The organism is Kitasatospora sp. NPDC034035 (assembly GCF_055575755.1).
Map to the genome: position 1 here is coordinate 293,326 of NZ_JBVISA010000004.1, position 26,215 is coordinate 319,540.

General features: G+C 72.5%; 23 protein-coding genes. 14 read left to right on the forward strand and 9 right to left on the reverse strand.

Annotated elements, in window-relative coordinates; all coding sequences use genetic code 11:
- Positions 1–84 precede the first annotated feature (84 nt).
- From ilvA to ACZ52J_RS08140, 3 genes are all read left to right on the forward strand, one after another.
- On the forward strand, positions 85–1,296 hold the full coding sequence (ilvA, locus tag ACZ52J_RS08130) for a threonine ammonia-lyase (protein ID WP_465616757.1): 1,212 nt from the start codon (positions 85–87) through the stop codon (positions 1,294–1,296).
- Between the two features lie 325 nt (positions 1,297–1,621).
- Positions 1,622–2,698: an ATP-binding cassette domain-containing protein gene (locus ACZ52J_RS08135; RefSeq protein WP_465616759.1), complete on the forward strand. Its 1,077-nt coding sequence runs from the start codon at positions 1,622–1,624 to the stop codon at positions 2,696–2,698.
- A gap of 1 nt (position 2,699) precedes the next feature.
- Positions 2,700–3,557, forward strand: coding sequence for an ABC transporter permease (locus ACZ52J_RS08140; RefSeq protein ID WP_465616761.1), 858 nt, complete (start codon positions 2,700–2,702; stop codon positions 3,555–3,557).
- A 79-nt stretch (positions 3,558–3,636) separates the two neighbouring features.
- On the opposite strand, the gene greA is transcribed toward ACZ52J_RS08140, so the two are convergent.
- The gene (gene greA, locus ACZ52J_RS08145) at positions 3,637–4,137 is read right to left on the reverse strand and encodes a transcription elongation factor GreA (RefSeq protein ID WP_030055385.1); all 501 of its coding nucleotides are present in this window, start codon (positions 4,135–4,137) and stop codon (positions 3,637–3,639) included.
- Between the two features lie 340 nt (positions 4,138–4,477).
- Positions 4,478–4,891, reverse strand: a complete 414-nt coding sequence (locus ACZ52J_RS08150) for a DUF4307 domain-containing protein (RefSeq protein WP_360506461.1) — start codon at positions 4,889–4,891, stop codon at positions 4,478–4,480.
- A 216-nt stretch (positions 4,892–5,107) separates the two neighbouring features.
- Between ACZ52J_RS08150 and mca the strand changes: the two genes are divergently transcribed.
- The 4 genes from mca (at position 5,108) to ACZ52J_RS08170 (ending at position 9,284) form a co-directional block, all read left to right on the forward strand.
- Positions 5,108–6,013 (forward strand): mycothiol conjugate amidase Mca, encoded by a 906-nt coding sequence (gene mca, locus ACZ52J_RS08155; RefSeq protein ID WP_360506463.1) that lies wholly within the window; start codon positions 5,108–5,110, stop codon positions 6,011–6,013.
- 49 nt (positions 6,014–6,062) lie between these two features.
- The gene (locus tag ACZ52J_RS08160) at positions 6,063–6,254 is read left to right on the forward strand and encodes a hypothetical protein (protein ID WP_465616764.1); all 192 of its coding nucleotides are present in this window, start codon (positions 6,063–6,065) and stop codon (positions 6,252–6,254) included.
- 43 nt (positions 6,255–6,297) lie between these two features.
- Positions 6,298–8,340, forward strand: a complete 2,043-nt coding sequence (locus ACZ52J_RS08165; RefSeq protein ID WP_465616766.1) for a thioredoxin domain-containing protein — start codon at positions 6,298–6,300, stop codon at positions 8,338–8,340.
- 83 nt (positions 8,341–8,423) lie between these two features.
- The gene (locus ACZ52J_RS08170) at positions 8,424–9,284 is read left to right on the forward strand and encodes a GNAT family N-acetyltransferase (protein WP_465616768.1); all 861 of its coding nucleotides are present in this window, start codon (positions 8,424–8,426) and stop codon (positions 9,282–9,284) included.
- A gap of 55 nt (positions 9,285–9,339) precedes the next feature.
- Here the strand turns inward: ACZ52J_RS08170 and ACZ52J_RS08175 are convergent, their stop codons facing one another.
- Positions 9,340–10,272, reverse strand: a complete 933-nt coding sequence (locus tag ACZ52J_RS08175) for a hypothetical protein (protein ID WP_465616897.1) — start codon at positions 10,270–10,272, stop codon at positions 9,340–9,342.
- A 258-nt stretch (positions 10,273–10,530) separates the two neighbouring features.
- Here ACZ52J_RS08175 and ACZ52J_RS08180 point away from each other — a divergent pair, with 258 nt between their 5' ends.
- Together ACZ52J_RS08180 and ACZ52J_RS08185 are read left to right on the forward strand one after the other, a co-directional pair.
- The gene (locus tag ACZ52J_RS08180) at positions 10,531–11,187 is read left to right on the forward strand and encodes a papain-like cysteine protease family protein (protein ID WP_360506474.1); all 657 of its coding nucleotides are present in this window, start codon (positions 10,531–10,533) and stop codon (positions 11,185–11,187) included.
- Between the two features lie 8 nt (positions 11,188–11,195).
- A complete protein-coding gene (locus ACZ52J_RS08185; protein ID WP_465616770.1) occupies positions 11,196–12,107 on the forward strand; it encodes a hypothetical protein in 912 nt (303 codons plus the stop codon).
- 87 nt (positions 12,108–12,194) lie between these two features.
- On the opposite strand, the gene ACZ52J_RS08190 is transcribed toward ACZ52J_RS08185, so the two are convergent.
- Both ACZ52J_RS08190 and ACZ52J_RS08195 read right to left on the reverse strand, forming a co-directional pair.
- The gene (locus ACZ52J_RS08190; RefSeq protein ID WP_465616772.1) at positions 12,195–12,851 is read right to left on the reverse strand and encodes a TetR family transcriptional regulator; all 657 of its coding nucleotides are present in this window, start codon (positions 12,849–12,851) and stop codon (positions 12,195–12,197) included.
- Positions 12,852–12,859: 8 nt separating this feature from the next.
- Positions 12,860–14,419, reverse strand: a complete 1,560-nt coding sequence (locus ACZ52J_RS08195; protein WP_465616774.1) for an MFS transporter — start codon at positions 14,417–14,419, stop codon at positions 12,860–12,862.
- A gap of 310 nt (positions 14,420–14,729) precedes the next feature.
- Between ACZ52J_RS08195 and ACZ52J_RS08200 the strand changes: the two genes are divergently transcribed.
- A complete protein-coding gene (locus ACZ52J_RS08200; RefSeq protein ID WP_465616776.1) occupies positions 14,730–15,338 on the forward strand; it encodes a hypothetical protein in 609 nt (202 codons plus the stop codon).
- Here the strand turns inward: ACZ52J_RS08200 and trhA are convergent.
- The gene (gene trhA, locus ACZ52J_RS08205) at positions 15,309–16,001 is read right to left on the reverse strand and encodes a PAQR family membrane homeostasis protein TrhA (protein ID WP_465616778.1); all 693 of its coding nucleotides are present in this window, start codon (positions 15,999–16,001) and stop codon (positions 15,309–15,311) included. The two genes, ACZ52J_RS08200 and trhA, sit on opposite strands and share 30 nt — an antisense overlap.
- Positions 16,002–16,285: 284 nt before the next feature.
- Between trhA and ACZ52J_RS08210 the strand changes: the two genes are divergently transcribed.
- Positions 16,286–18,112 (forward strand): phosphoenolpyruvate carboxykinase (GTP), encoded by a 1,827-nt coding sequence (locus ACZ52J_RS08210; RefSeq protein WP_465616780.1) that lies wholly within the window; start codon positions 16,286–16,288, stop codon positions 18,110–18,112.
- Between the two features lie 191 nt (positions 18,113–18,303).
- Here the strand turns inward: ACZ52J_RS08210 and ACZ52J_RS08215 are convergent, their stop codons facing one another.
- The gene (locus ACZ52J_RS08215; protein ID WP_465616782.1) at positions 18,304–18,873 is read right to left on the reverse strand and encodes an RICIN domain-containing protein; all 570 of its coding nucleotides are present in this window, start codon (positions 18,871–18,873) and stop codon (positions 18,304–18,306) included.
- 198 nt (positions 18,874–19,071) lie between these two features.
- Complete coding sequence (locus ACZ52J_RS08220; RefSeq protein WP_465616784.1) at positions 19,072–20,286, reverse strand: pyridoxal phosphate-dependent aminotransferase; 1,215 nt, start codon at positions 20,284–20,286, stop codon at positions 19,072–19,074.
- Positions 20,287–20,592: 306 nt separating this feature from the next.
- On the opposite strand from ACZ52J_RS08220, the gene ACZ52J_RS08225 reads away from it, so the two are divergent.
- Positions 20,593–21,306: an A24 family peptidase gene (locus ACZ52J_RS08225; RefSeq protein ID WP_465616786.1), complete on the forward strand. Its 714-nt coding sequence runs from the start codon at positions 20,593–20,595 to the stop codon at positions 21,304–21,306.
- A 117-nt stretch (positions 21,307–21,423) separates the two neighbouring features.
- Here the strand turns inward: ACZ52J_RS08225 and ACZ52J_RS08230 are convergent, their stop codons facing one another.
- On the reverse strand, positions 21,424–23,019 hold the full coding sequence (locus ACZ52J_RS08230; protein WP_465616788.1) for a chitinase: 1,596 nt from the start codon (positions 23,017–23,019) through the stop codon (positions 21,424–21,426).
- A 434-nt stretch (positions 23,020–23,453) separates the two neighbouring features.
- Between ACZ52J_RS08230 and ACZ52J_RS08235 the strand changes: the two genes are divergently transcribed.
- On the forward strand, positions 23,454–24,248 hold the full coding sequence (locus ACZ52J_RS08235) for an isoprenyl transferase (RefSeq protein WP_360506502.1): 795 nt from the start codon (positions 23,454–23,456) through the stop codon (positions 24,246–24,248).
- 252 nt (positions 24,249–24,500) lie between these two features.
- The gene (locus ACZ52J_RS08240) at positions 24,501–25,835 is read left to right on the forward strand and encodes a PhoH family protein (protein WP_465616790.1); all 1,335 of its coding nucleotides are present in this window, start codon (positions 24,501–24,503) and stop codon (positions 25,833–25,835) included.
- The last annotated feature ends 380 nt before the right edge of the window (positions 25,836–26,215 follow it).

Below are 26,215 nucleotides of genomic sequence, written 5' to 3' on the forward strand. Positions count from 1 at the left end.
GCAGCAGCGTACGCGGGCGCGGCGGACCCGGGAACAGGCCCGGCGTCCCGGATTGCCACCGTCCGGGCCTCTAACCTGGGGGACATGCACAACTGGCCGATCACTCTCGACGACGTCCGCGGCGCCCAGAAGATGCTCGCCGGGATCGCCCGGGTGACCCCGATGGAGGGCAGCCGGCACCTGTCCGGGCTGATCGGCGCGCCGGTCCACCTGAAGTGCGAGAACCTGCAGCGCACCGGCTCGTTCAAACTGCGCGGGGCGTACGTGCGGATCGCGGGGCTCTCACCGGTGCAGCGGGCCGGCGGGGTGGTGGCGGCGAGCGCCGGGAACCACGCCCAGGGGGTGGCGCTGGCGGCCTCGCTGCTGGGGGTGCGTTCGACGGTGTTCATGCCGGTCGCGGCGCCGCTGCCGAAGGTCGCGGCCACCCGCGAGTACGGCGCCGACGTACGGCTGCACGGCGCCACCGTGGACGAGGCGCTACAGGCCGCGCAGCGGTACGCGGACGCGACCGGTGCGGTGTTCATCCACCCCTTCGACCACTGGGACGTGGTCACCGGCCAGGCGACGGTCGGGCTGGAGATCCTGGAGCAGTGCCCCGAGGTGCGCACCATCCTGGTCGGGGTGGGCGGCGGCGGGCTGCTGGCCGGGATCGCGGCGGCGGTCAAGCCGCTGCGGCCGGACGTGCGGGTGGTCGGGGTGCAGGCGGCCGGCGCGGCCGCGTACCCGCCCTCGCTGGTGGCCGGGCGGCCGGTGTCGCTGGAGCACTTCGCCACCATGGCCGACGGGATCATGGTCGGGCGCCCGGGGGACATCCCCTTCGAGGTGATCAACACGCTGGCGGACGGCATCCGCACGGTCTCCGAGGACGCGCTGTCGCGGGCCCTGCTGCTCGGCCTGGAGCGGCTGAAGCTGGTGGTCGAGCCGGCCGGGGCGGCCCCGATCGCGGCGCTGCTGGAGCAGCCGGACTCCTTCGAGGGCCCGGTGGTGGCGGTGCTGTCCGGCGGCAACATCGACCCGCAGCTGATGCAGCGGGTGCTGCGGCACGGGCTGGCGGCGGCCGGGCGCTACCTGTCGCTGCGGGTGCGGCTGGCGGACAAGCCGGGCTCGCTGGCGGACCTGCTGGGCGTGCTGACCAGGCTGGACGCCAATGTGCTGGACGTGGCGCACGTCCGGATCGACCCGAAGCTGGGGCTGACCGAGGTCGAGGTGGACCTGCACCTGGAGACCAAGGGTCCGGAGCACTGCGCGGCGGTGGTAGGCGAGCTGCGGGACTCGGGGTACGTCGTCTCCGGCTAGCCGCCGGGTCTCCGGTCGGGTGTCGTTCGGGGCGTCGGGCGGGCGTCCGACGGGCGTCGGCCGGGGCCGGTGGGGCGGGAGTGGCCACCGGGTTTCCAGTTGCCGGTGGCTCGGGGCCTGATTGCCGGTCGTTGCTGCGGTGGGATGCCGGTTCTCCCTGGAACGATGGCGGAGCTGCATCCCTTGACGCGATATATCGCATCCTGGGAAGCTCGCGATACATCGCGTTCGAGTCCGGCGGGTCGAGAATCGGGTCGCCCGCGCGCCCGAAAGCGGGGCAAAGTGGGACAGATCGCTCCAGACGTCCGAGGAGATGAGGCAGGCCATGGCGCCAGCCATCCAAGCCGAGAACCTGGTGAAGACCTTCGGCGACGTACGAGCCCTGGACGGTGTCAGCCTCGACGTCCCCGAGGGCACGGTGCTCGGGCTGCTCGGCCCGAACGGCGCCGGGAAGACCACCACCGTGCGGGTCCTCACCACCCTGCTCCGCCCCGACTCCGGCCACGCGGTGGTCGCCGGCGTCGACGTGCTCAAGCACCCCGACCGGGTCCGCAGCCTGATCGGCCTGTCCGGTCAGTACGCGGCGGTCGACGAGTACCTGACCGGCTTCGAGAACCTCACGATGGTCGGCGAGCTCTACCAGATGAGCACCCGCGACGCGAAGGCCCGCGCGCTGGAGCTGCTGGAGTGGTTCAACCTGACCGAGGCCAAGGACCGCACCGCCAAGACCTACTCCGGCGGCATGCGCCGCCGCCTGGACCTCGCCGCCGCGCTGGTCGTCCGCCCGCCGGTGATGTTCCTGGACGAGCCGACCACCGGTCTCGACCCGCGCAACCGGCTCGGGCTCTGGGAGGTCATCGAGACCCTGGTCGAACAGGGCACCACGCTGCTGCTCACCACCCAGTACCTGGAGGAGGCCGACCGGCTCGCCCACGACATCGCGGTGGTCGACCAGGGCCGGGTGATCGCGCGCGGCACCGCCGACCAGCTCAAGGCCCAGATCGGCGGCGAGCGGATCGAGGTCGTGGTGCACGAGCCCGGCCTGGTCGCCGACGCCGTCGCGGCGCTGTCCGGCTACGCGCTGAGCGAGCCGGCGGTGGAGAAGAACACCCGCCGGATCACCCTGCCGATCAGCGGTGGCGCCCGGGTGCTCGCCGACGCCATCCGCGAACTGGACACCCGCGGGATCGAGATCGACGACATCGGGCTGCGCCGCCCGACCCTGGACGACGTCTTCCTCACCCTCACCGGCCACGTCGCCGAGCAGGCGGACCAGGAGGGCGGCTCCGACCCCAAGGGCCGGGGCCGGGGCGGCCGGGGCAAGGGCAAGGCCGACGACGCGGACGACGCCGGGAGCCGGGGACCGGACAGGCAGGCCGTCGCGGCCGGGAAGGAGAGCTGAGATGAGCGCCGCCACCGAGCACGCCATCGGCGCGCCGATGCCCAGACAGCGCCGGGGGCTGGCCGCCGCCCTGCACGACTCCTGGGTGGTCGCCAAGCGCAACCTGCGCCGGATGACCCGCATCCCGGAGATCGTCGTCTTCGGCCTGATGCAGCCGGTCATGTTCGTGCTGCTGTTCTCGTACGTCATGGGCGGGGCGATCAAGATCCCGGGGGCGGACTCCAGCTCCCACACGTACATCCAGTACCTGATGGCCGGCATCTTCGCCCAGACCGTCACCTTCGCCACCGCCGGGGCCTCGGCCGGCATCGCGGAGGACATGACCAAGGGCCTGGTGGACCGCTTCCGCTCACTGCCGATGGCTCGCTCGGCGGTGCTGGTCGGCCGCACCCTGGCGGACCTCGTCCAGACCGGGTTCATCGTGATCGTGCTGGGCCTGGTCGCGCTGCTGGTCGGCTGGCGGATCCACGACGGGGTGCTCAACGCGCTCGCCGCCTTCGGCCTGCTGCTCCTGCTCGGCTACGCCTTCTCCTGGATCGGCGCGCTGATAGGCCTGTCGGTGCGCAGCCCCGAGGCGGCCACCTCGGCCGGGCTGATCTGGCTGTTCCCGCTGACCTTCGTCTCCAACGCCTTCGTGCCGGTCGCCTCGATGCCGGGCTGGCTGCAGGGGATCGCGTACTGGAACCCGTTCAGCGCCACCGTCCAGGCCTGCCGGGTGCTGTTCGGCAACCAGGTCGGGCCGGTGGACAGTGCCTGGCCGATGCAGCACGCGGCCCTGGTGTCGGTGCTGTGGTCGGTCGTGATCACGGCGGTGTTCTCGTGGCTGGCGGTCCGCAAGTACCGCTCGTCCACCGGCTGAGCCGGCACCGCCCGGACAACGGAAAGGGCGGCCGCGGAGTCAGTCGACTCCGCGGCCGCCCTCGGCGTCGTGTGCCGGATCAGCCGGCGTGCGGCACGACCTTGACGATCTTCACCATGGCCGGCTTGCCGTTCGGCAGGTCGTAGGTGGCCTCGTCGCCGATCTGCTTGCCGTCGATCGCGCGGCCCAGCGGCGACTGCGGGGAGTAGACGTCCAGGTCGTCGGCGCCCGCGACCTCGCGGGAGGCGAGCAGGAATTCCATGAGGTCGTCCTCGTCGCCGTCGAAGGCGACCGTGACGACCATGCCCGGGGCCACCACGCCCGAGTCGGCCGGGGCCTCGCCGACCTTGGCGCGCTCCAGCAGCTGGGTCAGCTGGCGGATGCGCAGCTCGTACTTGCCCTGCTCCTCCTTCGCCGCGTGGTAGCCGGCGTTCTCCTTGAGGTCACCCTCCTCGCGCGCCGCCTCGATCTTCTGGGCGATCTCGATGCGCCAGGGCCCGGTCAGGTGATCCAGCTCGGCCTTGAGCTGGTCGTAACCGGCCTGAGTGAGCCAGGTCACGTTCTCGCTGGTCTGGGTCACGGGTGCTCCTCGTCGGTGCTGGGGCTGCGCTGAGCGTGTGGGTCGTCAGCAGGGTTGGTGGTGATATCGGTCTCAACTACAAAGCAACGCCCGCTCCCGTACCATCCGGTGCGGAAGGGGCGAAACCACGAGCCTAACAAGTCCTGCCGACAAGCGGGAGAGGCGCCGGCGCGCCATTGACGGTGGCGTTACGCCGCGGTGTACAGGACGGAGAGCGGGACCTCCTACGGATGCCCGCTCGCCCGATCGAATATGCGCCCCACCCGTATCCGCGCCACTCGTATGCGCCCCGCTCGGTTTGGGCTTACTGGGCTTGGGCTTGGGCTTACTCGGCTTGGGCTTACTTGGCGGGCGTGCAGCCCAGCAGTTCGGCGGTGGTGCCGCGCGACGTGGTGCGCAGGGTGACCGTCGCGTCGTAGCTGGAGCCGGCCGCCGGGACCGGGAAGTCGGCCACCCCGACCACCGCGTGGTCGTCGCCCTGCGAGCGGACCGTGCAGGTGCCGGCCTGTCCGTCGCTCTTGCTCACGGTGAGGTGCAGCTGCACCTCGGAGTCGGAGAGCACCTGGAAGGTCGGGACCGAGCCGTTGATCTTCGTCTCGCGCAGCAGGTAGGAGCCGCCCAGCCAGGCGATCAGCCCCAGGCCCAGCACGCCGCAGACCGCGCCGACCACCCTGAGGCGGCGGTCCGAGTCGCGGTTGCCGCCACGTCCGTAGCGTCCCTCGGGCAGCCGGGCGGCGGTGGTCTCTGCGGTCATCGGACTCTGTCCTCTCCTGGGGAGGGGCCGTGCGGGGTGGTGCGGGGAATGCGACGGACCTCCAGTCCGTCACTATAGGAGGGACACGCCCGCGGCCGGTCCGGCGGGGGCGGGGCTCGGCCGGGATCGACGACTTCCGAAGGCCGGCCGGCCCCGCGGCGACGCGGTCCCGTAGTGAGCGGTTGGTGCCCGATGATGTGGAAGGAACGCAAGGCGTTGACTGAGCAGTTGCGACTGATGGCGGTGCACGCCCACCCGGACGACGAGTCCAGCAAGGGCGCGGCCACCATGGCCATGTACATCGAGCAGGGTGTGGACGTGCTCGTGGCCACCTGCACGGGGGGCGAGCGCGGGTCGGTACTCAACCCCAAGCTCCAGGGGGACCCGTACATCGAGGAGAACATCCACGAGGTGCGGCGCAAGGAGATGGACGAGGCGCGGGCGATCCTCGGCGTCAAGCAGGCCTGGCTGGGCTTCGTGGACTCCGGCCTGCCCGAGGGCGACCCGCTGCCGCCGCTGCCGGAGGGCTGCTTCGCCCTTCAGGACGTCAAGGAGGCGGCCGAGCCGCTGGTCCGGCTGATCCGCGAGTTCAAGCCGCAGGTCATCACGACCTACGACGAGAACGGCGGGTACCCGCACCCCGACCACATCATGACCCACAAGATCACCATGCTGGCCTTCGACGCCGCGGGCGACCCGGACGCCTACCCCGAGGCCGGCGAGCCCTGGCAGCCGCTGAAGCTGTACTACAACCACGGTTTCCCGATGGGCCGCATCCGCGCCCTGCACCAGTACCTCACCGAGCACGGCCATGAGTCGCCGTACGGCGAGTGGATCGCGGGCTGGGAGAAGAGCGGCCGCAAGGAGCGTGAGATCACCACCCGGGTCCGCTGCGACGACTGGTTCGAGACCCGCGACCGCGCGCTGATCGCCCACGCCACCCAGATCGACCCGGACGGCCCGTGGTTCCGCGTCCCGCTGGACGTCCAGCGCGAGGTCTGGCCCACCGAGGACTACGAGCTCGCCCGTACCCTGGTCGACGTGGACCTGCCGGAGGACGACCTCTTCGCCGGCCTGCGCACCCCCACCCTGGCGGCCGAGGCCGCCGACACGCGCGACTGAACCACCCCCCGATGGCCCGGCTCCCCGTGAGCCGGGCCACCATAGAGATATGAGTGCCTCCGTGAACCTCGTCCACCTCGCCGCTGACCTCGCCGTCGACGACGCCAAGGTCACCCCCGGCCTCCTCGGCTTCGTCGTCTTCGCCGCCCTCGGCGTGGCGACCTGGTTCCTGGTCAAGTCCATGAACCGCCAGTTCAAGAAGGTCGACTTCGCGGAGGAGTCGGAGGCTCCGAAGGAGTGAGTCACCGGCGCCCCGCCGCCCGTTGATGCGCGAGGATGGGGGCATGCCGAACCGTCTCGCGGACGCGACCTCGCCGTACCTGCTGCAGCATGCCGAGAACCCGGTCGACTGGTGGCCCTGGGCGCCGGAGGCGTTCGAGGAGGCACGGCGGCGCGGGGTACCGGTGCTGCTGTCGGTCGGGTACGCCGCCTGCCACTGGTGCCACGTGATGGCGCACGAGAGCTTCGAGGACGCCGGGCTCGCCGGGTACCTGAACGAGCGGTTCGTCGCGGTCAAGGTGGACCGGGAGGAGCGCCCGGACGTCGACGCCGTGTACATGGAGGCGGTGCAGGCCGCGACCGGGCAGGGCGGGTGGCCGATGACGGTCTTCCTCACGCCCGACAAGGAGCCGTTCTACTTCGGCACGTACTTCCCGCCGCAGCCCCGGCACGGGATGCCGTCCTTCCGGCAGGTGCTGGAGGGTGTGGACGCCGCCTGGCGGGACCGCCGGCAGGAGGTCGGCGAGGTCGCCGGACGGATCCGCGCCGAGCTGGCCGAACGGGCCGCCGTCTACTCGGCCGGCACCCACAACCCGCCCGGCGAGGCCGACCTGCACCAGGCGCTGGTGACCCTCAGCCGGGAGTTCGACCAGGCGCGCGGCGGCTTCGGCGGCGCGCCCAAGTTCCCGCCGGCCATGGTGGTCGAGTTCCTGCTGCGCCACCACGCGCGCACCGGCTCCGAGGCGGCCCTGGAGATGGCCGTCCGCACCGGCGAGGCGATGGCCCGCGGCGGCATCCACGACCAGCTCGGCGGCGGCTTCGCCCGGTACGCGGTGGACGCCGGCTGGGTGGTGCCGCACTTCGAGAAGATGCTGTACGACAACGCCCTGCTGCTGCGCGCCTACCTGCACCTGTGGCGGGCGACCGGCTCGGCGCTCGCGCGGCGGGTCGCACTGTCCACAGCGGACTTCCTGCTGCGCGAACTCCGCACGCCCGAGGGCGCGTTCGCCTCCGCGCTGGACGCCGACAGCCTGGACGAGGAAACCGGGAAGCCCGCCGAGGGCGCCTACTACGCGTGGGAGCCCGGCCAGTTGGTCGACCTGCTCGGCCCCGCCGACGCGGCCACCGCCGCCCGGCTGTTCACCGTCACCGCCGAGGGCACCTTCGAGCACGGCACCTCCGTTCTCCAACTCCTCGCCGAACCCGAGGACTTCGCCGAGTACGAGGCGATCCGCGCCCGGCTGTCCGAAGCCCGTGCGGCGCGGCCCGCACCCGCCCGGGACGACAAGGTGGTCGCCGCCTGGAACGGCCTCGCCATCGCCGCGCTCGCCGAGACCGGCGCGCTGCTGGAGAGGCCTGACCTGGTCGAGGCCGCCGAACGCGCCGCCGACCTGCTGCTCGCCGTCCACCTCACCTCCGACGGCCGGCTCCTGCGCACCTCCCGGGACGGCCGGGCCGGCGCCAACGCGGGCGTGCTGGAGGACTACGCGGACACCGCCGAGGGCTTCCTCGCGCTGTACGCCGTCACCGGCGAGGCGGAGTGGCTGCAACTGGCCGGCGGCCTGCTCGACACCATCCTCAAGCACTTCACCGACGAGGTTTCCGGTGCGCTCTACGACACCGCCGACGACGCCGAGGAGCTGATCCGCCGCCCGCAGGACCCGACCGACAACGCCACCCCGTCCGGCTGGACGGCCGCCGCCGGCGCCCTGCTCACCTACGCCGCGTACACCGGCTCCGACCGGCACCGGACGGCCGCCGAGCGGGCCCTCGGCGTCGTCGGCGCGCTCGCCGGGCGGGCACCGCGGTTCATCGGCTGGGGCCTCGCCGTGGCGGAGGCGCTGCTCGACGGGCCGCGCGAGGTCGCCGTGGTCGGCCCGGCCGGGGACCCGGCCACCGCCGCGCTGCGGCGGGCGGCACTGCTCGCGACGGCGCCGGGCGCGGTGGTCGCGGTGGGCGAGCCGGGGGAGACCGAGGTGCCGCTGCTGGCGGACCGGCCGCTGGTCGGCGGGGCTCCCGCGGCGTACGTCTGCCGGCACTTCGCCTGCGACGCGCCGACCACCGACCCGACGGTGCTCGCGGAGCGGCTGGGTACGGCGGTCCGATAGCGGCGACCACGGGGCGAAGGGGGCTCGGCGCGGCGGCCGGATAATCGTTGGCGGGAGCGGACGGGCCGGGGCGACCATGGTCCATGACCTGGACTTTCAGTACCTCCCTCGACGATTTCCGCGCCCAGGCGGGTGCCTTTCTCGCCGCCCGCCCCGCCGAGAACACCGTCCTGCTCACCATTGCGCACCGGCTGGCCGAGTCCGGGCTGGACGTGTTCGGCGAGCCGCCGGTCTTCGGCTGGTGGCGGGCCGAGGAGGGCGGCCCGGTCGCGGGCGCCTTCCTGCAGACGCCGCCGTTCGACCCCCGGCTGTCCTTCCTGCCGGAGGCCGCGGCCTCCGAGCTGGCGGTCGAACTGGCCGCCGCCGGGGCCGGGTTCACGACGGTCAACGGGATCGGTGGGGGCGCCGTCGCGGTCCGCGCCTTCGCCGCCGCGTGGACGGCGGCCACCGGCGCCGAGCAGTCCGTCCGCTTCGAGGAACGGCTCTACCGGCTCGGCCGACTGACCGACCCGCCGCGCCCGCCCGCGGGCCGGCACCGCCTCGCCGAGCCGGCCGACCGCGAGCTGGCGATCCGCTGGTACGAGGAGTTCCGGGCCGAGGCCAAGGTCCGACTGCCGGACGTGCCGCGGGCGGTGGACGAGAAGACCGCGGCCGGCGGACTGCACCTGTGGGAGGACGGCGGCCGGCCGGTCGCGCTGGCCGGAACCAGCCCGGTGCTCGTCGGGATGTCCCGCATCGGCCCGGTCTACACCCCCGCCGAGCACCGCGGCCACGGCTACGGCAGCGCCGTCACGGCTGCCGCCTCGGCCCATGCGCTGACCTGCGGGGCCGACGAGGTGCTGCTGTACACGGACCTGGCCAACCCGACCAGCAACTCCATCTACCGGCAGATCGGGTACCTGCCGGTGGAGGACTGCCTGATCATGGACTTCCCGGCGCGGTAGGGGAGTTGCGGCGGCCGACGATCGCTCGCAGCCGGCCCCCGTCGGCGCCCGCCCGTCACTCCCAGTCCCAGCGGATCCCCAGGATGCACGGCCGCAGCGCGGTGGCGACGAGATGGACGCAGTGGTGGCCGTCGAGGGTCAGCTCCTCGGTCTCGTACGGGGCTTCGCCCGGGGAGTGGAGGGCGAAGCGGTGGCAGCGCACGGGGAGGGCGTCGGGGTGGAAGGTGACCTGGAGGACGTACTGGCCGGCGCCGGAGTTGAAGCCGCGGACGTACTCGCAGCTGGGGTCCGGGGAGGGCGCGTCGTCGAAGCCGTAGCCGAGCAGGTGGGTGTCGCCCGCGCGTAGCCGGCGGTCGAGGAGCAGTTCGGCGGCGAGCAGGTGGTGGGCCTGGTCGCGGCGGATGCGGCCGGGGCGGCAGTTCTCCTCGGCCCGGACGCCGACGCGGGTGATGTCGCTGCCCGGGTCGCCCTGGTAGAGGGCGAGGTAGCGGTCGATGCCGTCGCGGTGGGCGCGCAGCGCGTGCTGGGAGTCGCGGCGGGCGAGTTGGCGGTCGGGGCCGATCCGGATGCGCTCGATGTGGGTGACGGTGTGCAGGCCGGTGTCGCGCGGCCCGGCGAGGGCGGAGAGCAGGTCGTCGACGGCGGCGGCGGGGGAGATCAGGTCGCGGTACGGCCGGACGGGTGGGCCGGCGGGCGCGGTGCCGACGGCGCGGCGGGGACCGAGCAGCCGGGTGAGGGAGTGCTCGGGCAGGTCGAGGACGTTCTCCAGGGCGGCGACGGCGCGCAAAGACTCGGGGCGTTCGGGCCGGCGGCGGCCCTGCTGCCAGTAACTGAGGCTGGTGAGACCGACATTGACGCCGCGCAGCGCGAGGTGGCGGCGGATCCGGTGCAGCGCGAGGCCCCGGACGGCGATGGCGGTGCGCAGGGCGAGGTGGAACGGGCCGGTGCGCAGGGCGGCGGCGAGGTCGGCTGGGTCGCTTCGGTGGATGGCGGCCTCCTGAGGCGCGGACGGACCGGCTTTTGACCGTGAATATTCACATCGGTACGGCGGTTTGTCACCGGTCCGCGCCTGCTGCGCGGGGGTTTCCCGGGCGGCGTTCACATCCGCGCCCGGCCGTTCACACTCCGGCCCGGGCCCGTCCGAAGGCCGTTGACCCGCCTGCGGCCAGGCGCGATGCTCGGGGCGCGATCCGGACCGCGCCCCCACACAGCACCTCGCTCCACTCGTGCAAGGAGGCATTCCCCCATGCCAGTTCCACGGATACGGCTGCGCCGCGCGGTCTCGCTGCTCGCCCTCGGCGTGCTGGGCCCGGCGCTCACCGCCGCGGTGGCCGCGCCCGCGATCGCCGCCCCCGCCCAGGACCGGGCCCCACACCAGGTCCGCCAGGCGGCGGCGCCCGGCAGCACGGCCGATCTGGCCGGCACGTACAAGAAGCTCAACATCACCATGCAGCAGCAACAGCAGACCAACTGGTGCTGGGCGGCGAGCGGGAACACCATCGCCACCTGGTTCGGCTACAACTACAGCCAGAACCAGTTCTGCAACGCCGCGTTCGGCCGCGCGTCCGACTCCGGCTGCCCCAACAGCCAGGCCACGCTGGCCGATGTGCAGAACGGGCTGGACTGGGTCGGCATCAACCCGGGCTCGTACGTCACCGGCTACCTGCGCTACAGCACCGTGCAGGCCGAGGTGGACGCCAACCGGCCGGTCGAGACCCGCATCCAGTGGAGCTCCGGCGGCGGGCACATGCACGTCCTCTACGGCTACGACACCGGGAACAACTGGGTCTACTGGGGCGACCCGTGGCCGTCCAACTACCGCTACAACTGGGCGGATTACTGGTACTACGTGAACAACGACACGTTCTCGTGGACCCACTCCCTGTACCGGATCGGCGCGTGAGGGCGACCATGACCGAGAGCCGTAACCTCCGTCGGGCCGCCGTCGGCGCCCTGCTCACCGCCGGCCTCGCGCTGGCGCTCGCCCCGGCCGCGCATGCCGCCGCCCCCGGGTCGGCCGCCCCAGCGCCGGTGCCCGCCGCCGAGCTCGACCAGGCCCGCAGCGCGGTCCTGGACCCGGCCGTCCTCGACAAGGTCGGCCACTTCTTCGCCCGCAAGGGCGTCCCGCCGACCCAGCAGCTGACCCTCGGTGCCGCCGAGGAGGCGCGGGTGGCGAGCGCGTCCGCGCCGCGGCTGGCCGGCGACACCGTGCCGGTGTACGTCCTGGACGCCGGCTTCGTGGCCGGCACCCCGGGCGCACCGGTGGCGAAGGCCGAGTTCACCGCCAGCAAGGTGGTCGCGGCGGACGGGCAGACCGCCTCGGTCTGGACGGTCCGGCAGGGCGAGGCCTGGCGGGTGGTGAACATCGCCTCGGGCGGCGACGAGAGCGACTACGCGGCGAAGGCGGCGAGCGGCGGCGGCACCGCCTTCCGCGAGCCGCAGGTCAACGCCTGGTACGTGCTGCGCGACGGCCGGGTGCTGCCGCTGGACGACGAGGCCCGGCGCTCGGTGGGCGCGGACGGGGTGACGCTGGCCGCGTACCAGCAGCTGGTCCACCAGCGGTACGGGGACAAGCTGCCCGGCTCGGCGTACGACCGGGCGGGCAGGGGCGGCGGCTACCAGGCGGACGCCGCAGCCGGCGCCGCTGCCGGCGCCGCGGACGCCGCCGTGCAGCAGGTGGCCGCGCCGGAACCGGCGGCGGAGTCGGCTACGGGCGGCGGCGCGGCGCTGCCGGCCGTGACGGCGGTCGCGGCCCTCGGCGCCACCGCGCTGGCGGGCGCGGGCGCCGTCCTGCGGCGGAGGACGGGCGTCCGCCGCGGGTGAGGGGGAGCGGGGCCCGGCCGAGCGGCCCGGGCCCCGCTGCCTGTCCCCTCTTACCGCGACCGCTCACACCCCGGTTGCCGCGACCGCTCACACTCCGGCGAAGCCGCTCTCCAGCATCGCGAAGGTGCGGTCGACCAGGTCCGCGATGTCCTCCCGGCCTCCGCCGGCGGCCCACTGCAGCAGGGCTTCGGCGGTGGCGGCGGCGATGGCGGCGGAGGTGACCCGCATCTCGTACGTGGGCTCCTCGACGCCGGCCCGCCGGGTGAGCACGGTGAGGAACAGCACCTGCGGGTTGTTGCTGCTCCGGTGCAGTCCGGCCCGCAGCGCGGGGACCTCGGTGACCAGCCGCATCCGGGTGTACAGCTCGTCGCGCTCGTGCTGGAGCAGTTCGCGGATCAGGCCGATCATGGCTTCCCGGCAGGAGGTGAGGAAGGGTTCGTCGGCGGGCCGCTCCAGCAGGGCGGCGATCACCGCCGGGTCGTACTCGTCGGAGAGGACCAGGTCCTCCTTGGTGGCGAAGTACCGGAAGAAGGTGGACGGCGAGACCTCGGCGGCGGCGGAGATCTGCTCCACCGTGGTGTTCTCGTAGCCCTGCTCGGAGAACAGCCGGTAGGCCTCACGGCGGATGCTCTGGCGGGTCTTCAGCTTCTTGCGCTCGCGCAGCGACAGCGGCGCCTCCAGTAGCGCCTGGACCGGGTTGGTCGGGGCGTCCGGGAGGGCCGCGGTCGGTTGCTGGCGAGTCATGCGTCCGATTATCCGTGATCTCCGGTGTCGGCCGAGGTGGCGGTAGCGGGCTCCGTGGGCATCCGGGCCGCTACCAGCACCGCCGAGAGCACCGCGACCAGCCCGGCGAGCAGCAGCACCACCCCCATCCCGTGCACGTACGCCGCGTGCGCGGAGGCGCTGAGCGCGGGCCCGCCCCCGGCCCGGGCGACGGCGTCGGCGGCGACCACCGACTCTCCGGCCCGGTGCGCCGCCTCGGCCGGCAGGCCGCCGGTGTCCAGCGCGTTCCGGTACGCCCCGGACAGCAGACTGCCGAAGACGGCGATGCCGAGCGCGCCGCCGACCTGCCGCAGGGTCTGCAGAAGTCCGGAGCCGACTCCGGCGCGGGCCGGCGGCAGCGTGACCAGGGCGCAGGCCTGGGCGGTGATCAGCGACAGGCCCATCCCGATCCCGAGCACGCCGAGCCAGAGCGCGGCCCGTCCGTAGCCGTCCCCGGCGCCGGTGCGGCTGCCGAACAGCAGGGCGGCGGCGAGCAGGGCCAGGCCGAGGGTGATCACTGTCCGGGCGCCGATCCGAGTGACCAGCGGGTCGGTGAGCTTGGCGGCCACCATCAGTCCGAGCATCATCGGCATCAGCCGCAGGCCGCTGCCGAGGGCGTCGGTGCCGAGCACGCTCTGGAAGTAGAGCGGCAGCACGAAGAAGGCGCCGAACAGGACGAACGAGATCAGGGTGGCCGCGACGGAGGACCAGCGGAAGGTCCGGTCGGCGAGCAGGGCGAGGTCGAGCATCGGCTCGGGCCGGCGACGGCTGCGCAGCACCAGGACGGTGAGGGCGAGCACCGAGCCGGCCAGCGTGCCGGTCACCAGCGGGTCGGCCCAGCCGCGTTCGGAGCCTTCGATGATGCCGTAGGTGAGCGCACCCAGTCCGGCGGCGGCGAGCACGGTGGCGAGCAGGTCGATCCGGGGCGCGGCGGGGTTGCGGCTCTCGGGGAGCAGCAGGACGCAGGCGACGATGCCGGTCACGGTCAGCGGGATGTTGATCGCGAAGACCGAGCCCCACCAGAAGTGCTGGAGGAGGAAGCCGCCGATCAGCGGCCCGAGCGGGGCGCCCGCGGAGAGCGCGGCGGCCAGGACCGCGGTGGCCCGGCGCTGTTCGGCGGGTGGGAAGAGGACGGGGATCACCGCCAGGGACATCGGCATGACCAGCGCGCCGGCCAGGCCCATGCCGGCGCGGGCGGCGATCAGGGTGGTGGGGGAGTCGGTGAGCATCCCGACGGCGGAGGCGAGGCCGAACAGCGCGAGGCCGGCGGTGAGTGTGCGGCGGCGGCCGAACCGGTCGCCGAGCAGTCCGGCCGGGAGCATCACGGCGGCGAAGACCACGGTGTAGGCGTCGATGATCCACTGCTGCTGGCCGGTGGTGGCCCGCAGCTGCGAGGCGAGCGTGGGCAGGGCGACGTTGAGGATCGTCATGTCGAAGCTGATCACCAGGACGCTCAGGGCGACGGCGATCAGGGCGAGCCGGCGGCGCCGGTCGGCGGTGGCGACGGCCGGGGCGGTGGCGGTGGCGGGACTGGGCGGGGCGGCGGGCACGGTGACCTCCAGGGCCCTCTGTCGGTAGTTTCTCTCAAATGACAGTAACTCTCAAAAGATGGTCACCGTCAATATGATGGTGCTGTCATCGCACCGTAACGCTCTGTGATGTGTCCTGTAAGTGCTGCTTCCACACAAGGAATTGACGCAACGTTGATCTGTCGTTCGCCCCCCGTGGGCAGTCGGGAGTGACTGACGGTAGATACCATGTGGCAATCGGTCAGTGCTGGCCGACGCGTGCCGAGAGCGGAGAAGGGGTGGGGCGGCAGGCGCCGACCACGAGCCCGGCACCGGGGAAAGGGGAGCCGAAGTGGCCGACACGGACGACAAGCAGGCGAGCGCCCAGGTGTGGGGTGCGGCGGTGGTGGTGGCCTCCGCGCTGGCCGTGGTCGCGGCCTATCTGATCAACGGGGCCCTGTTGGTCCTGGGGGTCGCCGGGATCGAGACCGTGCTGCTCATGGTCTACGTCGGCCGTCGCTGGCGCGCCCAGCACGGTCGGCCCTCCCCGGTCCGGCACCGCCCGCGCCGCGGCATCCCGGACGCCGCGCACTGCGAGCGCTGCCGCCGGGCCCGGGAGGCACTGGACGCCCGGCAGTCGCGCGGCCGCTCGGCCCGGACGGTTCGGCCGGAGCCGATGGCGCGGGAGTCGTCGGCGTCGGAGTCGTCAGCGCCGACGCGCGCGGGAGCCCAGGGGCACCCGGCGGAGCACGGGCAGCACGAGAGTCACGAGCACCAGGAACCCGGCCCCCGGCCGGAGTCCGGCGCGGCCGACCGCCAGCCGTACGCGCGCCGCCCGCAGGGCCGGGCGCCGTACGAGCGGCCCTGGACGGCCGAACGGGCGGCCGCCCGGTCCGTGGACCGTTCGACCGCCCGTCGGGGTGCGCCGGGTTCAGCCGGCCGTGCTGTACGCCACCAGTGAGACGCCGACGTACTGCACGATGAACGCCCCGAGGGTGAAGGCGTGGAACACCTCGTGGAAGCCGAACCAGCGCGGTGAGGGGTTGGGCCGCTTGAGCCCGTACACCACGCCGCCGATGCTGTAGAGCACCCCACCGACGATCATCAGCACCAGGACGGCGACCCCGCCGGTGTGCAGGAAGTCCGGCAGGAAGAACGCGGCGGCCCAGCCCAGCGCGAGGTACACCGGCGTGTACAGCCAGCGCGGCGCGCCGACCCAGAACACCCGGAACGCGATCCCGGCGAGCGCGCCGCCCCAGACCGCCCAGAGCAGCAGTTGCTGGTTCGCGCCCTTGAGCAGCAGCATCGTGAACGGCGTGTAGGTGCCCGCGATGATCAGGAAGATGTTCGCGTGGTCCAGCCGGCGCAGCACGGCGTCGCCGCGCGGTCCCCAGTTGAAGCGGTGGTACACCGCGCTGACCCCGAACAGCAGCCAGGCGCTGACCGAGTAGATCGCGCAGGCGATCTTGGCGGGCGTGGAGTCGGCCAGGCAGATCAGCACGATCCCGGCGGCCACCGTGGCGGGGAACATCGCGGCGTGCAGCCAGCCGCGCCACTTGGGCTTGCTCTCCCTGTTCTCGGCAGGGCCCTCCGCGAGGCTCTCAGCGAGCGCAGCAGCAGTCATGGACAGCATGTTACCGGCGACCTACGGATCCGTAGGTTACTCGCGCGTAGGAAGTGGCGATCATCACTCTTGGACGTTTTGGAGTATTTGGAGTGTGGTCCCGCGCACTCCGTCCGGGACGTGAGCGACCTGTTACCGATGGGTAACCGTACTTACAGTAGTAAAAGATGCGTCAATTTCGACGCTTCGGGGCGTTCCGGCCTTGAGCCCGGAGCTACGCTGCAAGCACCCTCAGACCCCCGCAACGCCGTCTCTTCGCCGAGATGGCGTGAAACGGAGCGATCGTGTCGTACGAGATCTCTGCTCTCAGCGCATCCGCGCCCACCCACCACAAGCAGCTGCTGGCTTGGGTGAGCGAGATCGCCGAGCTCACCCAGCCGGACCGCATCGAGTGGTGCGACGGTTCCGAGGACGAGTACCACCGCCTCGCGGACCTGCTGGTGGCGCAGGGCACCTTCAAGAAGCTCGACGAGGAGAAGCGCCCCAACTCCTACTACGCCGCCTCGGACCCGACCGACGTCGCGCGCGTGGAGGACCGCACCTACATCTGCTCCGAGCAGGAGAAGGACGCCGGACCGACCAACAACTGGAAGGCCCCCGCCGAGATGCGGGCCGTCTTCCAGGGCGAGCAGGGCCTGTTCCGCGGCGCGATGAAGGGCCGCACGATGTACGTCGTGCCCTTCTCGATGGGCCCGGTCGGCTCCCCGCTGGCCGCGTACGGCGTCGAGATCACCGACTCCGCCTACGTTGCCGTGTCGATGCGCGTGATGACCCGCATGGGCCGGGCCGTGCTGGACCAGCTCGGCGAGGACGGCGACTTCGTCAAGGCCGTGCACACCGTCGGCGCCCCGCTCGCCGAGGGCGAGGCCGACGTGGCGTGGCCGTGCAACAGCACCAAGTACATCTCGCACTTCCCGGAGACCAAGGAGATCTGGTCCTTCGGCTCGGGCTACGGCGGCAACGCCCTGCTCGGCAAGAAGTGCTACGCGCTGCGCATCGCCTCGACCATGGCCCGTGACGAGGGCTGGCTGGCCGAGCACATGCTCATCCTGAAGCTCACCCCGCCGAACGGCGAGGCCAAGTACGTCGCGGCCGCCTTCCCGTCGGCCTGCGGCAAGACCAACCTGGCCATGCTCCAGCCGACCGTCCCGGGCTGGAAGGTCGAGACGATCGGCGACGACATCGCCTGGATGCGCTTCGGCGCCGACGGCCGCCTCTACGCCATCAACCCCGAGGCCGGCTTCTTCGGCGTCGCCCCCGGCACCGGCGTGGACACCAACGCCAACGCCATCGAGACCCTCTGGGGCAACACCGTCTTCACCAACGTCGCCCTCACCGACGACGGCGACGTGTGGTGGGAGGGCCTCACCGAGGAGCCCCCGGCGCACCTGACCGACTGGCGCGGCAACGACTGGACCCCCGAGTCCGGCACCCCGGCCGCCCACCCGAACGCCCGCTTCGCCGTCCCGGCCGCGCAGTGCCCGACCATCGCCCCCGAGTGGGAGGACCCGGCGGGCGTGCCGATCTCGGCGATCCTGTTCGGCGGCCGCCGCGCCACCGCCGTCCCGCTGGTGACCGAGTCCTTCGACTGGCAGCACGGCGTCTTCCTCGGCGCCAACATCGCCTCCGAGAAGACCGCCGCCGCCGAGGGCACCGTCGGCGAGCTGCGCCGCGACCCGTTCGCGATGCTGCCGTTCTGCGGCTACAACATGGGTGACTACTTCGCCCACTGGCTGAAGGTCGGCGCCCAGGCGGACGCCGCCAAGCTGCCGAAGATCTACTACGTCAACTGGTTCCGCAAGAACGCCGAGGGCGCCTTCGTGTGGCCCGGCTACGGCGAGAACAGCCGCGTGCTCAAGTGGATCGTCGAGCGCCTGGAGGGCACCGGCGAGGGTGTCGAGACCCCGATCGGCGTGCTGCCGACCGTCGAGGGCTTCGACCTCGGCGACCTGAAGCTGACCCAGGACGACCTCGACCTGCTCTTCACCGTGGACGCCGACATCTGGCGCCAGGAGGCCGCCCTCGTGCCGGCCCACCTGGAGACCTTCGGCGACCACACCCCGAAGGAGCTGTGGGACGAGTACCGGAACCTCGTCGCGCGCCTCGGCTGAGCCTGAGCCTCAACCGAGCGAGAGGTGGGCGCGCGGCACGAACCGCGCGCCCGCCGATGCGACAGGACGGCCGGAGTTCCTCCGGACGATCTTTCCCCGACCAAGGAGATCGTCCGGACCGGGACTCCGGCCGTAGTGCTGTCCGGGCCCGGGCGCCGATCCGCGCCGGGCCCGTCAGAGCAGGACCAGGATCAGAGCGCCTTGGCGTTGACGATGGTCCAGTACTTGTTCCAGCCCAGGCCGCCACGCCACTGCCGGACCGGCGCGCCGTTGTCCAGGCGGTAGTCGGCGACCTCCAGGTAGCTCATGGAGTTCCAGTTGATCAGGCCGACCTCCTTCGGGCCGGTCCGGACCTCGCCGGCACTGCCCAGCTCCCAGGCCTGGTTGTCGCCGCCGGTGCAGTCCCACTGGCGGGCCGGGGCGCCGTCGTCGGTGCTCCAGTCGGCGATCTCCAGGCACTTGCCCGAGTTCCGGTTGCGCAGGAAGTACGCGGCCTTGCCGGGCGCCTGGATCATGTCGAAGAGCTGGTTGGTGCCGCCGGTGCAGTCCCACTGGCGGGCCGGGGCGCCGTTGTCGGTGCGCCAGTCGGCGATCTCCAGGCACTTGCCGCTGTTGGAGTTGACGAACGGGCTGGCCTTCGGAATCTGCAGGCCACCGAGGGCCGAGGCCGGCGTGGCCGGCAGGGCGGTGGTCAACGCGATGGCGGCGACGGAGACGGCCGCGGCGGCGCGGGCACGGGTGAGCGGAATGCGGATGGTCAAGACGGACCGGTCCCTTGCGGAGGAGTGGGGGCAGGGGAGCGGAGCCTTCCGGGCGGTTGAGCGCTCCGGTGTCCGCGTCGGCCCGGGCCCCGGCACACTGCCGACCGGCCCGTCCCCCCTACGGCCCGGAGAGGAACCCGGGCCGCCGACGCGCGGGAATCATATGGTCCGCCCGGTGGTCCGTGGTTAAAGGAGAGGTCAAGGCTGGGCGTAGCCGCTGAGGAAGTCGCCGATGCGGGTCACGGCGTCGGTGATCTCCTCGGGGCGGGGCAGGGTGACCACCCGGAAGTGGTCCGGCTCGGGCCAGTTGAAGCCGGTGCCCTGGACCAGCAGGATGCGCTGGGAGCGCAGCAGGTCGAGGACCATCTGGGCGTCGTCCTTGATCTTGTGGACCTTCGGGTCCAGCCGGGGGAACGCGTACAGGGCGCCCCTGGGCTTGACGCAGCTGACGCCGGGGATCTGGTTCAGCAGCTCGTACGCGGCGTCGCGCGAGGCGAGCAGGCGTCCGCCGGGCAGCACCAGGTCGCGGACCGACTGTCGGCCGCCGAGCGCGGCGGCCACCGCGTGCTGGGCGGGCATGTTGGCGCACAGCCGCATCGAGGCGAGCACGGTGAGGCCCTCGATGTAGCTGCGGGCCCGGGACCGGTCGCCGGACAGCACCATCCAGCCGGAGCGGAAGCCCGCGACGCGGTAGGCCTTGGACAGGCCGTTGAAGGTGACGCAGAAGAGGTCCGGGGCCAGGGTGGCCAGCGGGATGTGCTCGACGTCGTCGTAGAGGATCTTGTCGTAGATCTCGTCCGCGTAGACCACCAGGTCGTGCCGACGGGCGATCTCGACGATGCCGTCCAGCACCTCGCGCGGGTAGACCGCGCCGGTCGGGTTGTTCGGGTTGATCACCACGATGGCCCTGGTCCGGTCGGTGACCTTGGCCTCGATGTCGGCGAGGTCCGGGTACCACTCGGACTGCTCGTCGCAGCGGTAGTGCACGGCGGTGCCGCCGGCCAGCGAGACCGAGGCGGTCCACAGCGGGTAGTCCGGCGCCGGGACGAGCACCTCGTCGCCGTCGTCCAGCAGCGCGGTCATGGCCAGCTGGATCAGCTCGGAGACGCCGTTGCCGAGGAAGACGTCGTCGACGGAGAGTCCGTGCAGCCCGCGGTCCTCGTAGTGCATGACCACCGCGCGGCGGGCGGAGAGCAGGCCCTTGGAGTCGCCGTACCCGTGCGCGTTCGCGAGGTTGCGCAGGATGTCCTGGAGGATCTCCGGGGGCGCCTCGAAGCCGAAGGCGGCCGGGTTGCCGGTGTTGAGCTTGAGGATGCGGTGGCCCTGTTCCTCCAGCCGCATCGCCTCGTCGAGCACCGGGCCACGGATGTCGTAGCAGACATTGGCGAGCTTGCTGGACTGGATGACCTGCATGCCTGCCTACTTTAGGGGTACGGACGACCCCTGCGGCGGCTCTCCGGGAAGGTGCCCCGGAGGGCTCGGTAGGGGCTCCTTGGATCGGCAGGCGGGGGCCTCGGCGGGCCTTCCAAAGGGGGAGCGCGGTGTCCGGAATGCTCCCGTACGCGAGGAACGCGGGCGGGTCGTGGTCCGGAACGAGACGGACGGCACATCGGACGGCGACAGACGCCGGCGGACGGCGGACCGGACCGCCCGCCGGACGGCACCCCGCTCGGCGCGGGAGGATGGGGCCGGTGCGTCGATCGAGGAGGGGGTGCGCCGGTGGTGCCGGTCGTGGTCGCGGCGGTGCTGGTCGGTCTCCTGGCGGCTCCGCCGCTGCGCGGGCTGGTCGCCCGGTTCGCGGTGCCGGAGGGCGAACCGTGGCGTGAGGCGTGCCCGACCTGCGGGCGAGCGGCGCGCCTGCTGCCGCCGACCGGGCGCTGCCCGGGCTGCCGGGAGCGGCTGGGCGCGGGCCCGTGGTCGGTGGAGTCGGTCGCGGCAGCGGTCGCCGTCGCGGTGGCGTACGCGGCGCACGGGCCGGTGGCCGCGGCGCTGGGCTGGGCGGCCGCGCTCGGGGTGGCGCTCGGTTTCGTCGACGCGCGGGTGCGCCGGCTGCCGTACCGGCTGACCCTGCCGCTGCTCGGCGGGGTGGCCGCGCTGCTGGTGGTGGCGGCGCTGGCCGAGGGGCGCACGGGGGTGCTGCTGCGCTGTCTACTGGTGGCGCTGACGGTCGGCGCGGTGCTCGAACTGGCCGTCTGGGCCCGGGCGTTGGGGCCCGGGGACTCCCCGCTCGGGTTCACGCTGGGTGGACTGCTCGGCTGGTACGGCTGGTCGGTGGCGCTCGGCGGGATGGTCGCCGCGGTGGTGCTGGCCGGTCTCTGGGCGGTGCTGCGGGCCGTCGCCGCCCTGGTCCGCCGGCGCCCGGTGCGCGGACTCGACGTCCCGGTGGGCCCGTTCCTGCTGCTCGGCGCGCTCACGGCGGTGCTGGCCGGGTAGCCCTTCCGAGCGTCGGCGGACGCGGCAGGGCCCGCCGTACCGGAGTGGTACGACGGGCCCCGCCGCCGGCGCGCGGGCCCCACCCTCAAGGAGCGGCGCGCCGGGGAAGGTGAGTCCTTACGGCATCTTGTGGACGAACGGGCCGACCGCGTCGGAGAACGCGTTGCCGTTGGCGGCGTCCCAGTTGGTCGACCAGGTCATCGCGCCGCGGATGGTCGGCCACTTGGCCGGCGGTACGAAGCTGCCGCAGTTGTTGCCGGTGGCCAGGCAGTCCAGCGCGTTGTTCACCACGGTCGGCGGGACGTAGCCGCCGCCCGCCGCCTTGCTCGAGGCCGGGACGCCGATGCCGACCTGGTCCGGCCGCAGACCGCCCTGGATGTGGGTGCAGACCTGGGAGGTGATGAAGTCGACGGTGCCCTGGTTGTAGACCTTGCCGTCGCAGCCGTTCATGCCACCCGAGTTGTAGAACTGGGTGTTGACGACGGTGAGGATGTCCTTGGTCTTCAGCGCCAGCTGGAAGTAGGCGCCGGAGGTGCTGTACATCCCGATGGTCTCGGGTGCCATGGTCAGGACGAAGCCGGCGCCGACCTTGGCCTGCAGGGCGTGCAGGGCGTCGCCGAGCGGGCCGGCCTGGACGCCGTTCTCCAGGTCGACGTCGATGCCGTCGAAGCCGTAGTCCTCGATGATCGCGTAGGCGCTGTTGGCGAAGTCGGCGCCGGCGGTGGCATCCCCGACGGTGATCGCGCCGTTCTGGCCGCCGATGGAGAGGACGACCTTCTTGCCGGCCGCCTGCTTGGCCTTGATGTCGGCGCGGAACTGGGCGTCCGTGTAGCCGCCGAGCGCCTTGGACAGGCCCGGGTCCAGGGTGAAGCTGATCGCGCCGGTCCGGGTCGGCACGGCGTCGGCGAAGGAGACCGCGATGATGTCGTACGCGTTCTGGACGTCGCTCAGGCGCTGCGGGGTCGAGTTGTTGTCGAAGTTCTGCCAGTAGCCGGTGACCGCGTGCGCCGGCAGGCCGGTGGCCGGCGGGGTGGTGCCGGTTGCCGTGGCGGTGGGGGTGGGCGTGGCGGTGGGGGTCGGGGTCGCCGTCCGGGTGGGCGTGGCGGTGGCCGTGGGGGAGGCGGTGGCCGTCGCGGTCGGCGTGGCGGTCGGGGACGCGGTCGGCGACGGGGTGCCGGTGCCGCCGGGGCCGATCAGCGCGACGTCGTCGGCGAGGTAGGCGCTCTGCCCGTACCAGCCGTGCAGGTAGACGGTGACGCTGGTGGCGTTCGCCCCGGTGGTGAAGGTGGTGGACAGCTGGTTCCAGCTGTTCTGGTTCGACCAGGCGGACGGGTCGGTGCCGCCGGTGCCGCGCGCGCCGAGGTAGACGTACGGGCCCTGGACCCAGGCGCTCAGCGTGTAGCTGGTGTTGGGCAGCACGCTGACGGTCTGGGTGCACTCGGCGGTGTCGCCGGCGCTCGGGGTGGCCTGCAGCGCGCCGGTGCCGGAGTGGGCCGGCGAGGAGACGGCGGTCGCGGCGCCGGTGCAGCTCCAGCCGCCCAGCCCGCCGTCGAAGCCGCCGTTGGTGACCAGGTTTCCGACCGCCGCGCTGGCACCGCCGGCGAAGAGGGCGAGGCCGCCGCCGGCCAGGGCGAGGGCGGTGGCACCGGCCGCGACGGCCGGGAGGGGGCTGCGCCGGCGCTTGTGCGAGGGCTGGTTCAGCGTACGGGCCATGGGGTGGCGCTCCTGGGGGAGGAGCGGCCGCCGCGGTGGGGGTCGCGGCGGCCGCGTGTGGGGGAGGGGAGGTCCGAAGTGAGCCTGGGGGAGGGGACCGGAGGAGGGTCGTTCCGTCCCGGGTCACAAGCTGGACTAGACCATTGCTGGTCGTCAAGCATCGGACGGACGGCTTACGGTTCCGTTAAGGATCCGGAGACCGTTCCGTGTCCGCACCGCCCCGGCTTCCGCATGGCTGCCGCACCACTCCCGAACGGCTCCCGGGCGGCCCTCGTACGCCCCCTCGCGTCCCGCGACGCGCCCGTCGCGACAGACTTCGTACAGGACCGTGACCAGACCGCTACCTGCGGCTTTACCGTGTGCCTGCGTGCCGGAGTAGGCTGCGCCGGGGCGGTGACGCACCAGCTGAACGAGCACGGAGGGGTCCGGGAACCATGGGTCTGCGCGATGTCGCCGAACGGACGCCGGGGCTGCGCACCCTGCTGGGCGGGATGTACGGGCTCTACGGCCGCCGGGTCGAGGTCCACCTCGCGCGCACCCCGCACCACATCGGCGTGATCCTGGACGGCAACCGCCGCTGGGCCAAGGCCACCGGCGGCTCCACCGCGTACGGACACCAGCGCGGCGCCGACAAGATCACCGAGTTCCTCGGCTGGTGCGACGAGACCCACGTCAAGGTCGTCACCCTCTGGATGCTCTCCACCGACAACCTGGACCGCCCGGCCGACGAGCTGGTCCCGCTGCTCGGCATCATCGAGGACGCCGTCACCGGCCTCGCCGCCGCCCGCCGCTGGAAGGTCCACCCGGTCGGCGCGCTGGACCTGCTCCCGCAGCACACCGCCGACGTGCTCAAGCGCGCCGCCGACGAGACCGCCGACATCGACGGCATCACGGTCAACGTCGCGGTCGGCTACGGCGGCCGGCACGAGATCGCCGACGCCGTCCGCTCGCTGCTCCAGGAGCAGGCCGGGCGCGGCACCTCGATCGAGGAACTGGCCGAGATCCTGACCGTCGAGCACATCTCCGAGCACCTCTACACCCGCAACCAGCCCGACCCGGACCTGATCATCCGTACCTCGGGCGAGCAGCGGTTGTCCGGTTTCCTGCTCTGGCAGAGCGCGCACAGCGAGTTCTACTTCTGCGAGGCGTACTGGCCGGCCTTCCGCAAGGTCGACTTCCTGCGCGCCCTGCGGGCGTTCGAGCAGCGCAACCGGCGGATGGGTCTGTAGTCCCGGCCCCACGGGCCCGTGGGGAAGGGGCCCCGCTCGCCGGCCCCAGGGCGAAGTGACCGCCGTAGGGCTGGCCTACCCGGCTGCCACACGAGGCCAAACGTTCACCGGCAATGATCCGTCAGTTCGCCGGGGGCGTGAATGCACCGCCCCCCGCCTGGGAATACTCCAGTCAGTCCGGTTCCGAGGCCACCGGGGCAGCGGGGACCGGCTTGCCGCGGATGACGCAGGGTCATCCGCTCTGGAGGCCTAGTGGTCAGTTCCAAGAGCCGCCGGACACCAGACCGGCGCACGTACGTTCTCGACACCAGCGTGCTCCTGGCGGACCCGCTCGCCATGACCCGCTTCGAGGAGCACGAGGTCGTCCTTCCGGTGGTGGTCGTCACCGAGCTGGAGGCCAAGAGGCACCACCCGGAGCTGGGCTACTTCGCCCGCCAGGCACTGCGGTTGCTCGACGACTACCGCATCCGCCACGGCCGGCTCGACGAGCCGATCCCGGTCGGCGAGCTCGGCGGCAGCATCAGGGTCGAGCTCAACCACTCCGACGTCTCGATACTGCCGGCCGGGTACCGCGCCGGCGGCGGCGAGGCGGACACCAGGATCCTGGCGGTCGCCCGCAACCTGCAGGCCGAGGGCTACGACGTCACCGTCGTCTCCAAGGACCTGCCGCTGCGGATCAAGGCCAGCTCGGTGGGCCTGCTCGCCGAGGAGTACCGGGCCGAGCTGGCGATCACCTCCGGCTGGACGGGCATGTCCGAGCTGCACGTTCCGGCCGACCAGGTCGACTCGCTGTTCGCGGCCGGCCACGAGGCCGCGGTGGACCTCGACGGGGCCGCCGAACTGCCCGTCCACACCGGGCTGGTGCTCACCTCGGAACGTGGCCGCGCGCTCGGCCGGGTCACCGGTGACGGCCGGGTCCGGCTGGTGCGCGGGGAGCGCGAGGCGTTCGGGCTGCGCGGGCGCAGCGCCGAGCAGCGGGTGGCGCTGGACCTGCTGCTCGACCCGGACATCGGCATCGTCTCGATGGGCGGCCGGGCCGGTACCGGAAAGTCGGCGCTGGCGCTGTGCGCGGGTCTGGAAGCGGTGCTGGAGCGGGGGCAGCATCGCAAGGTGATGGTCTTCCGGCCGCTGTACGCGGTCGGCGGCCAGGAACTCGGCTACCTGCCGGGCTCCGAGGCGGACAAGATGGGCCCCTGGGCGCAGGCGGTCTTCGACACCCTCTCCGCCGTCACCACCCCGGACGTGATCGAGGAGGTCATCTCCCGCGGGATGCTGGAGGTGCTGCCGCTGACCCACATCCGGGGGCGCTCGCTGCACGACGCGTTCGTGATCGTGGACGAGGCGCAGTCGCTGGAGCGCAACGTCCTGCTGACGGTGCTGTCCCGGATCGGGCAGGGGTCGCGGGTGGTGCTCACCCACGACGTGGCGCAGCGGGACAACCTGCGGGTGGGCCGGTACGACGGTGTGGTGGCGGTGGTCGAGAAGCTGAAGGGGCATCCGCTCTTCGCGCACATCACGCTCACGCGCTCGGAGCGTTCGCCGATCGCGGCGCTGGTCACGGAGATGCTGGAGGACATCAACCCGTGATCCGTCCCTGATCGGGACATAGTCGGACAATAGGGTCAACTTGCGCCCTGGGGCTCGCTCCTGACGGAGCGGGCCCCATCCGTTTCATCACATCGAGTGCTTTCCGTCCGGAAAACTCCGGGGCGGTGAATGTGACATGCGCCACGCGGACGGGAATTGCGTCGACCGCACCCGGTGCGGCATGGTGAGGGTTCTGTCAGGCCCCGCGTACGGCGCGGCAGGGCTTCCGGACTCCGGGAGTCAGGCCCCGGAACGTCCACCAACTCCGGTCGGTGGACACACAATTGAAGACCGATGAGCCGTACGCCGCCCGATTCCAACGCCCGGTCGCCTCACCTCGGCCGGACGCCGGGCCAGCACCTCCCGTGACCAGAGCACCG